Raw genomic sequence first — 12,995 nt, forward strand, 5'->3', positions numbered from 1 at the left:
AAGCCCCCAGGCTTCGCCAAACCAAGAGTCGACATGATGCCAGACGCCGCCAATATCAAGCCCCTGACGGCGCTGCGCTTCTTCGCCGCCTTCTGGGTGGTGATGTACCACTACTGGCCCAACCTCTCGGTGGCGGCGCCGCCGGCGATGATCGGCAAGGGCTATCTGGGCGTCGAGGCGTTCTTCACCCTGTCGGGCTTCATCCTCTGCCACGTCTATCTGCAAGGCTTCGGCGGCGGGCGGTTCAAGTACGGCGACTTCCTGTGGAACCGGCTGGCGCGGGTCTATCCGCTGCACCTGGTCACCCTGGCGGGGGTGGGACTGATGGCCGCGGTCGCCGGCCTGGCCGGGATCGCCGTCGACCCGAACATGCTGGCCTGGAGCGCCCTGCCGGCCAATCTGCTGCTGGTCCAGGCTTGGGGCTTCGCGCCGGTGTCGGGCTGGAACCATCCGTCGTGGTCGATCTCGGCCGAGTGGTTCGCCTATCTCAGCTTCCCGGCCTTCGCCTGGGCCGCCTGGCGGCTGCGCGATCGTCCGCGCCTGGCCGTCGGCCTGGCCCTGGCCCTGATCGCCGGCCTCTATCCGCTGTTCCAGGCCTTGGCGGGCTTCTCGCTGACCGAGGCGACCATCCGCTGGGGTTTCCTCAGGATCGTTCCGTGCTTCGCCTATGGCTGCGCCCTGCACGCCTTGTGGCGCTCGGGCCTCGTCACCGGCCGCTTTTCGGGGGTGGGCGCCTGCCTGGCGGGCGCCGCCGTGCTGCTGGCCGTGCACTTCGGCGCGCCCGATCCGTTCATTATTATCACGCTGGGCGCCCTGATCGTCATGCTGGCGGCCCTGGCCGCGACCGGCTCGCGCTTCGCGTCTCAAGCGCCGCTCGTGTATTTGGGCGAGATCAGCTACTCGACCTACATGATCTGCATCCCGTGGAAGATCCTGGCGGTGAACGCCGCGGAGAAGCTTCTCAAGATCGATGGAGATCAACTGCCGGCCTATGCTTGGCTGTTAATCGTGGCCGCACTGGTCCCGCTGTCGGCGCTGTCGTATCACATCATCGAAAAGCCGATGCGTGAGCGCATGAAAACTTGGGCGAAGGGCTGGCGGGAGCGACGTCCTGCCACGGCGAAAGCCTGATAAACAGACTTTTCATATTTCCCTGCGAGGGTTATCCCTTAGCCCAGTGACGTGGGGGAGTACCCAAGCATGACGAAACGGACGAGAGCCCTCTGGGGTTCCCTGGCCGCTGCCGCCATGATCAGCCTTGTGCCGATGTCCGGCGCCGTGGCTGACGGGTACTGGCAGTGCGTTCCGTTCGCGCGTCTGATGTCGGGCATCCAGATCTTCGGCGACGCCCGCACTTGGTGGAGCCAGGCGGTCGGCAAGTACGACACCGGTTTCGTGCCCCGCGCCGGCGCGGTTCTCTGCTTCAAGCCCACCGCCCGCATGAACCTCGGCCACGTCGCCTTCGTCAGCCAGGTGCTGACCGATCGCGTGATCCAGGTGACCCACGCCAACTGGTCGATCATCGACGGCGGTCGCGGTCAGATCGAAAAGGACGTCACCGTCGTCGACGTCTCGCCGGCCGGCGACTGGAGCGAAGTGAAGGTCTGGTACGACCCGATTCGCGACCTCGGCACCACGGTTTATCCGACCCACGGCTTCATCTATCAGAACAACCAGGCGGTCACGATCGCCGCCGCGACCAGCAAGCTGGCCCTGGCCCAGAACGCCGCCGTCTCGCTGGCCAAGTCCGCCGCCAACCAGGTCGCCGCCTCGGTGCGCGTGTCCTCGCCGCTGGACATGATCAACCAGGCCGCCGACTCGACCGACCGCATCGCCGCCCTGATCGCCCAATCCCAAGGCCCGGCGTCGTCGCAAGACACCGACAAGACGCAAGCCACGCGTTGACGTCGTGCGCGCCGTGGGCCATGCCCAAGGCGTGAGGTGACGGGCGTGAGCAACACGGTTTTCCCATGCTGAGGGTGCTGCGCCATGGCGCGCCGGGTTTCGAGCTCGGCGGCTTGACGCCCGACTGGGCGCTGCCCGCCGACGCGGTGTGGGTCGAACTGGTTTCGCCCAGTCGCGCCGAGGAAGTGGCGGTCGAGAAATCGATCGGCCTGCTGCTGCCCACCCGCGAGGAGATGGCCGAGATCGAGGCCTCCTCGCGTCTCTACCAGGAAGACGGCGGCACGTTCATGACCGCCACGGTGCTGGTCAACGCCGACGGCGACCTGCCCACCGCCGCCCCCGTGACCTTCGTGCTGACCGGCGATCGCCTGGTCACCATCCGCTATGTCGAGCCCAAGGCCTTTTCGGTGTTCGCCGCCCAGGCCGAGCGCCAGCCCAGCCTGTGCCCCGGCGGCGCCCAGACGTTCCTGGGTCTGCTGGACGCGGTGATCGACCGCACCGCCGACATCCTGGAACGCACCTCCGGCGAGGTCGAGACCCAGTCGCGGATCATCTTCAGCCGGCCGCGCGGCGCGGCGTTCGAGGCGATCCTCAACCGCCTGGGCCGGGCCCAGATCGTCAATTCCAAGGCCCGCGACAGCCTGGTCAGCCTGGCCCGCCTGCTCAGCTTCGCGGCCCTGGCCGACCAGTTCGACGGCGACAAGGAACTGCGCGATCACCTCAAATCGCTGCAACGCGACGTCCAGTCGATCACCGACCATTCCGGCTATCTGTCGGGCAACATCACCTTCCTGCTCGACGCGGCCCTGGGCCTGATCAACATCGAGCAGAACGCCATCTTCAAGATCTTCTCGGTGTTCTCGGTGATGTTCCTGCCGCCCACCCTGGTGGCCGGCATCTACGGCATGAACTTCACCCACATGCCCGAGCTGAACTGGCTGCACGGCTATCCGTTCGCCCTGGTGCTGATGATCGTCGCCGCGGCCGGGCCGCTGCTGTGGTTCAAAAGGCGCGGCTGGCTGTGACAATCCGCACAGACCAAACCTTTCCTTAAAGCTGACATGCCAGGGTTCGCCCAAATCGAGCCCCCCTGAATGTCCGCCGCCCCCGCCACCTCTCAGAGCCTGATCCGTTCGCTTCCGCCCAAGGTGTTGAAGGCCGCGATCGAGGCGCATGCCCGTTACCTGAAGGGGCTGCCGGCCGGGGCGCGCGCCAACCTCTCCTACGCCGATCTCGACAATGTCGATCTGGAGGGCGTCGACCTGTCCGAGGCCGACCTGACCGGGGCGCGGCTGTCGGGCGCGCTGCTCTCGCGCGCGGTCCTGACACGGGCGACCCTGTACGGCGCCGACCTGCGCGACGCCGACCTGCGCCAGGCCAACCTCTCGCGCTGCGACTTGCGCGGCGCCTGCCTGCGTGGGGCCAATCTGGGCGGCGCCGATCTGTCGGGCTGTGATCTGCGCGAGGGGATCACCGCCACCCAGAATAGCGCCCAGGGCTTCAAGATCCTGCAGCACCGGTCGCGGCGCGGCGAGCTGGAGCACGCCGTCACGCGCGGGGCCCGGCTGGACGGCGCCCAGGTGGGCGAGGGCTTCGCCCAGGTCGCCGACCTCACCGACGCCGACCTCTGCGGGGTCAGTCTGCAGGGGGCGCGGCTGAACCGGGCGGTCCTGAACGGCGCCAACCTTTCCCAGGCCAATCTCTACAACGCCGACCTCAGCGGCGCCTCCATGCGCCGGGCGGTGCTGACCGGGGCGGACCTGGCCGGCACCACCTTCGACGGCGCCGACATGACCGAGGTGCTGCGCGCGCCGCCGCCGATCATCTATGTCGATGACGCGCCCCTGCATGAGGTGCTGGAGGCCCACGAGCTGTTCGTGACCAGCGACGGCCGCGACGGCGTGGTGGCCAAGATCCCGATGGTCGACTTCCGGCCGCTGAAGCGCCTGAAGGGGCGCCGGCTGGCCGGCCTGTCGGCGCCGGGCGCGATCTTCTTCGGCATGAACCTGGAGAACGTCCAGCTGCAGGGCGCCAACCTGGCCGACGCCGACCTGCGCGGGGTCAATCTGCGCGGGGCCGACCTGCGCGGCGCGCGCTTGGTGGGGGCACAGCTGTCGCGGGCCGATCTCTCCGGCGCCAAGCTGGGGCCGCTGACCATCGCCCAGGGCCGGGTTCTGCGCACCGACCTCAGCCGCGCCGTCCTGCGCGGCGCGGACCTGACCGGGGCCTCGGCCCGGCGGGTGCGGTTGATCGACGCCGACCTGGGCCGCTGCAAGCTGGACGGGTGCGACCTGACCAGCGCGGAGCTGCCGGAAGGGTTCGAGGGCTGAAGTTCTCCGACATTCAGATGCGATCTCCCCATTCAGTCGTCATTCCCGCCCTTGTGGCGGGAACCCCTGGTTCAGCTGACGGTGAGACGTCTTGGCGCGCTGGCGCGCCATTCATCCGCACCTGCGGCGGATAGAGGGGTTCCCGCCACAAGGGCGGGAATGACGGTCAAAGGACGTGTGCGCTGACGCCGGTCAGCTTTCCTGGATTGTTCCAGTAGCCGGCGCTATCCCTTCGATCTAACGTTCACTCTAACGAACACCGGAAGGCCGCATGGATCGTATCGAGGCGATGCGGGTGTTCGTCACGGCCCTCGACGAGGGCAGCCTGGCCGGGGCCGGGCGCAAGCTGGGCCGGTCGCCGGCCGCGGTCAGCCGGGCGATCGCCTTCTTGGAAAACCACGTGGGAGCCGAACTCCTGCACCGCACCACGCGCTCGCTGCGGCTCAGCGAAGCCGGCGAACGCTACGCCGTCGCCTGCCGCCGGGTGCTGGTCGACCTGGAGGAGGCCGACCTGATCGCCCTGGGCGAGCGCTCGGCGCCGCGCGGCCTGCTGACCGTCACCGCCCCGCCGATCAGCGGCGAGGAGATCCTGCGCCCGGTCATCGACGCTTATCTGGACGCCTATCCCGGCGTGGCGGTGAACCTGCTGCTGCTGGACCGCCACGCCAACCTGGTCGAGGAGGGCATCGACGTCGCCCTGCGGGTCGGTCAGCTGCCGGACTCCTCGATGACCGCGCTGCGGGTGGGCGGTGACGTCAAGCGGGTGATCGTCGCCGCGCCGCGCTACCTGGACCAGCACCCGCGCATCGTCGAGCCGGCCGACCTGACCCAGCACCAGATCGTCACCACCACCCACTTCGGCCACGACACCTGGGTCTTTCCGCCCGCGCCGGGCGCGGCGGTCGCACGCTCGGTGCACTTCAAGCCACGGCTGGTGGTCAACAGCGTGCGGGCCGCCCTGGCCTCGGCGGTCGACGGACGCGGCGTGACGCGGCTCTACACCTATCACGTGGCCGAGCGGGTGCTGGACGGGTCCTTGCGGATCCTGCTGCGCGACGCCGAGCCGCCGCCCTTGCCGGTTCACCTGATCACGCCCCACGGCCGGACCTCGGTCCCGAAGGTCCGCGCCTTCCTGGATTTCGCCGCGCCCCGCCTGAAGGCGGCCTTCGCGCGGTTGTCGGCGGAGGCGGAAGCCTTGGCGCCGCAATAGCCATTCCGTCGTTTTGCGGAAGAGTGTCTGCCAATTGTCGCATATTCAGCTGTTTTCGGAATGAGCCGAGATTGTCGTCATCGGGTCCGCCGGGCCCTCAACGTCAACGAGGCAAGTCATGAGCAACCCGCAGAAAGTCGCCATCATCACCGGCGCGTCGCAAGGCATCGGCGCCGGCCTGGTCAAGGCCTATCGCGACCGCGACTATCGGGTCGTGGCCACGTCGCGCTCGATCAAGCAGGGCGCCGATCCCGACATCCTGGCCGTGGCCGGCGACATCAGCGATCCGGCCACCGCCGAGCGCGTGGTCGCCGAAGCCCTGGCCCGCTTTGGCCGGGTCGACACCCTGGTCAACAACGCCGGGATCTTCACCGCCAAGCCGTTCACCGCCTTCACGGCCGAGGACTTCGAGGCCAACCTCTCGACCAACCTGGTCGGCTTCTTCCACGTCACTCAGCGCGCCGCCGCCGAGATGATCAAGCAGGGCTCGGGCCACATCGTCAGCATCACCACCAGCCTGACCGACCACGCCAACGCCGAGGTGCCCTCGGTGCTGGCCAGCCTGACCAAGGGCGGGATCAATTCGGCGACCAAGTCGCTGGCCATCGAGCTGGCCAACAAGGGCGTGCGGGTCAACGCGGTGTCGCCGGGCGTGATCAAGACGCCGATGCATGCGCCCGAAACCCACGCCTTCCTGGCCGGCCTGCATCCGGTGGGTCGCCTGGGCGAGATCCGCGACGTGGTCGAGGCCGTGCTCTATCTTGAGACCGCCGGCTTCGTGACGGGCGAGATCCTGCACGTCGACGGCGGCCAGAGCGCCGGTCACTAGGCCTAGAGCCGCGAGGGAGATCGCCATGCCCATCGTCACCATCCAGGTTACGCGGGAGGGCTCGGGCCCCGGGCGCGACGCCGTCACGGCCGACGAAAAGGCCGCCCTGATCGCCGGCGTCAGCCAGCTGCTGCTCGACGTGCTGCACAAGCCCCTGGACTCGACCTTCGTGGTCATCGAGGAGGTGGCGCTGGAGAACTGGGGGTGGGGCGGTCTGCCCGCCCTGGAGTTCCGGCGACGGCGAACCGCCGGCGAGACCTAGAGCCTGCCCCATGCGTGGTCCTCGTCCTTCGACAAGCTCAGGATGAGGACCATCGCGTAGGCCTCGGCAGTCGGAAACCTCATCCTGGGCTTGTCGAAGGACGAGGTTTCGGTTCCGCTATTTTTGTAACAAGGACGCCAGCCATGGCCTCTTCGAACCCCAACCGCCTGCTCGACCTGTTCGGCGTCGATCTGCCGATCATCCAGGCGCCGATGGCCGGCGCGACGACGACCGACATGGTCATCGCCGTCAGCAACGCCGGTGGCCTGGGCTCGCTGCCCAGCGCCGTCTACGCCGAGAGCGACCTGCGCGCGGCCCTGGACATGGTGCGCGCCGGCACGGCCAAGCCGATCAACGTCAACTTCTTCGCCCACGTCACGCCCGCCGAGGATCCCGCCCGCCAGGCCGCCTGGCGCGCACGACTGGCGCCCTACTATGTCGAGGCCGGGCTCGATCCGGACATGCCCCTGCCGGCCGGCGGCCGCGCGCCGTTCGACGAGGCCTTCTGCGCGGTGGTCGAGGACTATCGGCCCGAGGTGGTCAGTTTCCATTTCGGCCTGCCGTCGCCGCAGCTTCTGGAGCGGGTCAAGCGCACCGGAGCCAAGGTGCTCTCTTCCGCCACGACCGTGGCCGAGGCCCAATGGCTGGAGGCTCGCGGCGTCGACGCCGTCATCGCCATGGGCGTGGAGGCTGGCGGCCACCGCGGCAACTTCCTGACCCACGACATGAGCGCCCAGGTCGGGACCTTCGCCCTGATCCCCCGCATCGCCGACGCCGTCTCGGTCCCGGTGATCGCCGCCGGCGGGATCGCCGACCGTCGCGGCGTCGAAGCCGCCTTCGCGCTCGGGGCGGACGCGGCCCAGGTCGGTACGGCCTATCTGCTGACCCCGGAAGCCGGGATCTCGGCCGTCTATCGCCGGGCCCTGACCTCGGCCGAGGAGGCCACTGCGCTCACCAACCTGTTCACCGGTCGCCCGGCGCGCGGGATCGTCAATCGCTTCATGGCCGAGCTCGGCCCGCTGTCCGACCTGCCCCCGGCCTTCCCGACGGCCACGGCGGCCGTCCTGCCCCTGCGCAAGGCGACCGAGGCCGCCGGGCGCGGCGACTTCACCCCGCTATGGGCCGGCCAGGCCTTCCGCCTGGCCAGACCCATGTCGTCCGCCGACCTGACGCGCAGGCTGGCCGGCGCGGCGCCTACATCCGCTTCTTGAGCGGTACGAGGTCCGGATACACCGGCTCGCGGCCCTGGGCCTTGGCCTGGAAGGCTTCCAGCATGTGCGGCGGCGAGAACATGCCCGTCTGCCAGGTGGCGATGTAGTCCAGGCTGTCGCGGATCGCGTGGTCGCGGGCGTAGTTGATCATCACCTTGCTGCCGGCCACGGCCAGGGGCGACTTGGACGCGATCTCGCGGGCGGTCTCCAGGGCGTGGGCGATCACCTCCTCGTGGGTGGCGAACACCTCGTTGACCAGGCCGATGTCGCGGGCCCGGGCGGCGGGCAGGCGGCGACCCGTGTAGGCCAGTTCGCGCACCCAGCCCTCGGGGATCAGCTTGCACAGGCGCGGGAAGGTGCCGACGTCGGCGGTCATGCCGATGTTGATCTCGTGGATCGTGAAGAAGGCGTCGGCGCTGGCGTAACGGATGTCGCAGGCGCTGGTGAAGTCGACGGCCCCGCCGATGCAGCCGCCCTGGATGGCGGCGATCACCGGCATGCGGGCCTGGTCCAGGCAGGTGAAGGTGTCCTGCAGGTGATGCACGTGGCGGCGGAAGCTTTCGGCGGCCACGAAGCGGTCGGCGGCCTCGCCCCCGGTCACGCCCTCGCCGTCGGTGAACACCGACAAGTCCATGCCGGCGCAGAAATGCTTGCCGGTTGAAGAGATCACGATGCAACGCGCGCGAGCGTTGTCGTCTATATCGGCAATGATCGCCGGCAATTCATTCCAGAAGGCCCGCGTCATGGTGTTCAGGGCTTCGGGTCTTTGCAGACGAATATGCGCCACGCCTGTCTCGATCTCGACATCGAAACAGCTATAGTTAACCTTGTCCTGAGCGCTCATGCTGATCTCCCTTATCGTTGATCACTTGTATCACGCGCCTGCTGGACGCCAACCGGGCCCCTACGGAAGCCCACGCGAAGGAAACACGTCATGGCCAGATCCCTGATCGCCACCAGCCTAACGGCCGCCGCCGTCCTCGGCGCGCTGGTCACGGCGCCCGTGCCCGCCGTGGCCCAGTCGAAGGGCATCAGCGGCCTGTTCGGCTGCGAAGGTTCGGGCAAGAAGCAGGAAGGCGGAGCCCTGATCGGGGCCGCAGCCGGCGCCCTGCTGGGCCGCACGGTCGCCAAGGACAACAAGACCCTCGGCACGGTGCTGGGCGGCGCGGCCGGCGCGGCGGCGGGGGCCTATATCGGCTGCCGCATGCAGTCGACCGACCAGGCCCTGGCCCAACAGGCCACCAAGCGCGCCCTGGACAACGGCGGCTCGGAAACCTGGAGCAATTCGCGCACCGGCGCCTCGGGCCGCATCGACGTGGTGTCCTCGTCCTACGGCCCGCCGATCAGCGGCGACGGCCTGCGCTTCGAGCGCGGCGTCGACGTGCTGCGCAGCTATGACGCCGTCGGCGGCGACTACACCGCCCGCTCGACCGCCAACCTGCGCTCGGGTCCGTCGACCGGCGGCAAGGTGGTCGGCAAGCTGTCGGCCGGCGAGCGGGTCGAGGTTCTGGGCGGCGCGCCGAACAGCAACTGGTTGCTGGTGGGCCGCAACGGCTACGGCGTCGGCTATGTCGCCGCCTCGCTGTTGAACAAGAGCGGCTACGGCCCGGCGCCCAGCTGCCGGATCATCAACGCCTCGATCAGCACCCGTAACGACCGCCCGACCAGCGAGCGCTACAGCGCCTGCAAGGACGGGCGCGGCGAGTGGCAGCTGACGCCGGCTTGATGAAGGCCTGAGCACTTGCCCCCACCTGGCGGCTTCGCCGCCTGTCCGCCCCCATAGGGGGCGGAGCCTGCGCGCTTAGGCTCTTCCCCCTCTGGGGGAAGACGGCCGCGGAGCGGCCCGTAGGGGGCAAGTGTTCACCACGCCAGACTCCTACAGGTCCACCACCTCGCACTTCAGTCGCGCCCGAATCTCGTCCGCCACGATCGCCCGGTGGCAGCATCGGGCCTCAGTCTCGTAGCAGAGCAGGGCGATCCGCTTCTCGCCCGCCAGAGCGGTCGCCTCGCCCAGCGCTACCTGGGCCGACGGTTCGGCGAGATGGGCGTGGAAGATCTCGCGCATCTCTTCGGTGCGCCCCCGCCGCGCCGCCTCTCGGCCGGCCTTGGGCGTGCCCAGCGGCCGCAGGTGGACATAGTCGATCCCCTCGGCTCTCAGGCTGTTGCCCAGCATGGTCTTGGAAAAGCCGGGCCGGCGCGAGGCGGCCACGGCGCGGACGTCGACCACGGTTTCCACGCCGGCGGCCTTCAGCCTGGCGATCATGCCGTCCAGGGTGTCGGTCTCGTAGCCGATGGTCGCCAAGGGGCGGGTAAGCGGTTTCATGGGCGTCTCCATGGACGAGGTAACGCCGTGCGCCTACCTTAGGAGCCAGCAGCCGCTACAGGAGCTTCCCGCCATGGACGCGGCCGTCTTTCGTGACCCTCGCCGACGCTTCATCCCGATCGCCAGCCGCGCCGGGGCCGGCGAGATGGCGGTGCTGGAGTTCGGGCCGACCGACCGGCCGGTCGACGTGGTGTTCGTCCACGCCAATGGCTTCAACGGCCAGACCTATCGGGCCCTGCTGGCCCCGCTGTCGGCCGGCTTGCGAATCCTGGCGGTCGACCAGCGCGGCCACGGCTCCAGCCGCCTGGCGGCCGATCCCGACCATCGCCGAAACTGGCTGGACCTGCGCGACGACCTGCTGGCCCTGCTGACGGTGCTGGACCAAGGACCTGTCGTGCTGGCCGGCCATTCGATGGGCGGCACGGTCAGCCTGCTGACGGCCGCCGCGCGACCAGAGGCCGTGCGCGGCCTGGTGCTGCTGGACCCGGTGATCATGCCCCGCATCATGGCCCTCTACGCCCACCTGCCCTGGACCTCCGGCGCGCTGTGGAAGCGCATGCCAATGGTGCAGGGCGCGCTGCGCCGCCGGGCGGTGTTCGACAGCCGCGAGGCCGCCTTCACCGCCTATCGTGGGCGCGGGGCCTTCAGGACCTGGCCCGAGGCCATGCTGGCCGACTATGTGGGCGGTGGTTTCCGCGACCGCGACGACGGCAAGGTCGAGCTGGCCTGCGCCCCGGCCTGGGAGGCGTCCAACTACTGCGCCCAGGCCAACGATCCCTGGCGGGCCATGGGCCGCATCGGCTGCCCGGCGCGCATCCTCAAGGCCGAGAGGGGCTCGACCGCCCATGTCGGCGACGGCGCGGGCCTGATGCGCCGCCATCCGGCGATCCAGGTCGAGACGGTGGCCGGAACCAGCCACTTCCTGCCGATGGAGCGCCCCGACCTGGCGCGCGAGGCGATCTTCGAGATGGCGACGGCCTAGGCGGCATGACGCGGACGTTCGCACAGGTGGCGGCGCGCTACGCCACGCATCCGGAGTTGGCCGGGGCGGTCCTGGAGGATCCCAACACCCTCGGCTCGGCCAGGGACGCCCTGTTGCATCTGGCCGCGCGCATGGGCCAGGCCCAGGATGTCCGCGACCTGGTCCGCCTGGGCGGGCGCATCGACCTGCCCGGCGATCGGGGCTTCACCCCGCTGCACTACGCCGCCGCGGCGGGGCACGCCTCGGTGGTCGCCGTGCTGCTGGAGCTGGGCGCGAACCTGGACGCCAAGAACGAGTGGGATCAGACCGCGCTCGAAGTGGCGATGCTGGCGGACCAGGTGCATCTGTTCGAGCTGTTGTAGGGCGGGGCTAGAGCGCCAGTCCCGCCACCGCCTTCGTCCCCAGCGCCGCGCGGGCCGCGTCGCTGATCGCCACCACCTTGCGGGCGTCGAGGTCGAAGGTGATGGCCACGGCTTCGGACGTGCCCCAGGCCTTGCCGGTGGTCGGGTCGACCATCCAGTGGACCACGCGCATGGCCCGGCCCTCGGTCCCGATCAGGCCCGAGCGCAGTTCGACCCGGTCGCCGGCCCGGGGCCAGGCCAGCTGGACCAGGCGGTACTCCAGCACGGCCCCGCCGACCCGCGCAGGCTTGGTCTCGGCGTGCTCGACCACGATGTCGCGGAACGGGCCGATGAAGGCGCCGATGCCGTCCGAGACCCGGCCGATGAATTGTTCGGCGCGCATTCGTCCGAACACGTCGCAATCGGTCGGCGACAGGGCGCCCAGGCCGATCCGGGCCAGGCCCAGGGCGTTGGCGCGCTCCAGGCTGGCTGTGGTTTCGAACGGCGACAGGTCCAGGCTGCGGGCCCGGGCCTGTTCGGGAACCTCGACCTTCAGGGCGGCGGCGCGCTCGTGGACGACGCGCGGCCAGGGGAAGGCCTCGCCCTCGCGCGGGGTGACATGGGCGATGGTGGTCTGGAAGGTGGCCGCCAGCTGGCCGGTGGCGGTGTGGACCAGCAGCTGCAGCACCTTGGCCTCGGTGTCGGTGATCTCGATCACTCCGCCCAGCATGTGCAGGGCCGCGCCGGCATGGGCCTCGCGCAGGAAGCGGATGTGCTGCTCGCGGACGACGACGGTGGCGTTGGCGTGGGGCGAGAAGGCGTGCGGCAGGCCCAACTCAGCCGCCAGTCCCGCCAGGCCCTCCATGGCGCGCACGACGTAGAAGCGCACGTTCATGTGCCCCATCTCGTCGCAGTCCCAGGTGTTGACGCCCCCGCGCCAGATCTCGACGCCGGGGAGGGTCTCGGGAGGCGTCATGATGGCGGTCTCGATGGGTGAACGGTTGTTCGAGCGTAACGGGGTTTGGTCAGGTTCGGCAATCGACCCTAACTCCCCCTCCCTCTCTCAAAGAGAGAGGGATTTGGATGCGCCAGCTTCTAGTTCCGGCAATCCGCGCACAGCCCGTGCGCTTCGATCGTCACCCCGGTCAGCGCATAGCCCGCCGCGGCGCCGGCGGCGATGATCTCGGCGCTGGCCTTGGGCTCGATCTCGCGCGTCGCGCCGCAGCAGTCGCAGATCAGGAAGGCGGCGGCGTGGCCGTCGGCCTCCTTGCGGCAGGCGACATAGGCGTTGAGGCTCTCGATGCGGTGGGCGAAGCCCTGCTTCTCGAGGAAGTCCAGCGCCCGGTAGACGGTGGGCGGCTTCGCGGGCGGACCATCGACGGCGAAGCTGGCGATCAGGTCATAGGCCTTCACCGGCTGGCCGGCGGTCAGCAGCAGTTCCAGCACCCGGCGGCGGGGCGGGGTCAGGCGCTGGTCGGCGGCGCCGCAGCGCGCCTCGGCGGCGGCCAGTTCGGCTTCGAGGGCTGAACCGGCGACGCCGTGGTGGTGGTGATCATGATCGCAAGCGGCGTGGGCCATGGCCAAGAGGTAGAGGGCGCGACC

The 12,995-nt window shown here is 69.5% G+C and carries 15 protein-coding genes; 11 read left to right on the top strand and 4 right to left on the bottom strand.

Going from position 1 to position 12,995, the window contains the following annotated elements:
• Positions 1-36 precede the first annotated feature (36 nt).
• The 8 genes from G3M62_RS01810 to G3M62_RS01845 all read left to right on the top strand — a co-directional run bounded on the left by G3M62_RS01810 (position 37) and on the right by G3M62_RS01845 (position 7,747).
• Positions 37-1,131 carry an acyltransferase family protein gene (locus tag G3M62_RS01810; protein ID WP_165191163.1) on the top strand — a complete coding sequence of 365 codons (1,095 nt, stop codon included), beginning with the start codon at positions 37-39 and terminating at the stop codon, positions 1,129-1,131.
• A gap of 69 nt (positions 1,132-1,200) precedes the next feature.
• Positions 1,201-1,905, top strand: coding sequence for a CHAP domain-containing protein (locus tag G3M62_RS01815; protein ID WP_165184250.1), 705 nt, complete (start codon positions 1,201-1,203; stop codon positions 1,903-1,905).
• 65 nt (positions 1,906-1,970) lie between these two features.
• Positions 1,971-2,930 carry a magnesium transporter CorA family protein gene (locus G3M62_RS01820; RefSeq protein WP_165184252.1) on the top strand — a complete coding sequence of 320 codons (960 nt, stop codon included), beginning with the start codon at positions 1,971-1,973 and terminating at the stop codon, positions 2,928-2,930.
• A 69-nt stretch (positions 2,931-2,999) separates the two neighbouring features.
• Complete coding sequence (locus G3M62_RS01825; RefSeq protein WP_165184253.1) at positions 3,000-4,235, top strand: pentapeptide repeat-containing protein; 1,236 nt, start codon at positions 3,000-3,002, stop codon at positions 4,233-4,235.
• Between the two features lie 271 nt (positions 4,236-4,506).
• A complete protein-coding gene (locus G3M62_RS01830) occupies positions 4,507-5,445 on the top strand; it encodes a LysR family transcriptional regulator (protein ID WP_165184255.1) in 939 nt (312 codons plus the stop codon).
• A gap of 118 nt (positions 5,446-5,563) precedes the next feature.
• The gene (locus G3M62_RS01835) at positions 5,564-6,274 is read left to right on the top strand and encodes an SDR family NAD(P)-dependent oxidoreductase (RefSeq protein ID WP_165184257.1); all 711 of its coding nucleotides are present in this window, start codon (positions 5,564-5,566) and stop codon (positions 6,272-6,274) included.
• A gap of 25 nt (positions 6,275-6,299) precedes the next feature.
• A complete protein-coding gene (locus G3M62_RS01840) occupies positions 6,300-6,536 on the top strand; it encodes a tautomerase family protein (protein ID WP_165184258.1) in 237 nt (78 codons plus the stop codon).
• Between the two features lie 143 nt (positions 6,537-6,679).
• Entirely contained in the window at positions 6,680-7,747 is a 1,068-nt protein-coding gene (locus G3M62_RS01845) for an NAD(P)H-dependent flavin oxidoreductase (RefSeq protein WP_165184260.1), read from the top strand.
• Here the strand turns inward: G3M62_RS01845 and G3M62_RS01850 are convergent.
• The gene (locus G3M62_RS01850; RefSeq protein ID WP_165184261.1) at positions 7,731-8,591 is read right to left on the bottom strand and encodes a crotonase/enoyl-CoA hydratase family protein; all 861 of its coding nucleotides are present in this window, start codon (positions 8,589-8,591) and stop codon (positions 7,731-7,733) included. The genes G3M62_RS01845 and G3M62_RS01850 overlap by 17 nt on opposite strands.
• Positions 8,592-8,681: 90 nt before the next feature.
• Between G3M62_RS01850 and G3M62_RS01855 the strand changes: the two genes are divergently transcribed.
• Positions 8,682-9,473 carry an SH3 domain-containing protein gene (locus tag G3M62_RS01855; protein WP_165184263.1) on the top strand — a complete coding sequence of 264 codons (792 nt, stop codon included), beginning with the start codon at positions 8,682-8,684 and terminating at the stop codon, positions 9,471-9,473.
• A gap of 150 nt (positions 9,474-9,623) precedes the next feature.
• On the opposite strand, the gene G3M62_RS01860 is transcribed toward G3M62_RS01855, so the two are convergent.
• Positions 9,624-10,070, bottom strand: a complete 447-nt coding sequence (locus G3M62_RS01860) for a DUF488 domain-containing protein (RefSeq protein ID WP_165184265.1) — start codon at positions 10,068-10,070, stop codon at positions 9,624-9,626.
• 73 nt (positions 10,071-10,143) lie between these two features.
• Here G3M62_RS01860 and G3M62_RS01865 point away from each other — a divergent pair, with 73 nt between their 5' ends.
• Positions 10,144-11,052 carry an alpha/beta fold hydrolase gene (locus tag G3M62_RS01865; RefSeq protein WP_165184266.1) on the top strand — a complete coding sequence of 303 codons (909 nt, stop codon included), beginning with the start codon at positions 10,144-10,146 and terminating at the stop codon, positions 11,050-11,052.
• Between the two features lie 5 nt (positions 11,053-11,057).
• Positions 11,058-11,414, top strand: coding sequence for an ankyrin repeat domain-containing protein (locus G3M62_RS01870; RefSeq protein ID WP_165184268.1), 357 nt, complete (start codon positions 11,058-11,060; stop codon positions 11,412-11,414).
• A gap of 7 nt (positions 11,415-11,421) precedes the next feature.
• Here G3M62_RS01870 and G3M62_RS01875 read toward each other — a convergent pair whose 3' ends face one another.
• Positions 11,422-12,369: a thioesterase family protein gene (locus G3M62_RS01875; RefSeq protein WP_165184270.1), complete on the bottom strand. Its 948-nt coding sequence runs from the start codon at positions 12,367-12,369 to the stop codon at positions 11,422-11,424.
• A 119-nt stretch (positions 12,370-12,488) separates the two neighbouring features.
• Positions 12,489-12,971: a Fur family transcriptional regulator gene (locus G3M62_RS01880; RefSeq protein WP_165184271.1), complete on the bottom strand. Its 483-nt coding sequence runs from the start codon at positions 12,969-12,971 to the stop codon at positions 12,489-12,491.
• Positions 12,972-12,995: the final 24 nt, after the last annotated feature.

Source organism: Caulobacter soli (genome assembly GCF_011045195.1).
GTDB lineage: Bacteria > Pseudomonadota > Alphaproteobacteria > Caulobacterales > Caulobacteraceae > Caulobacter > Caulobacter soli.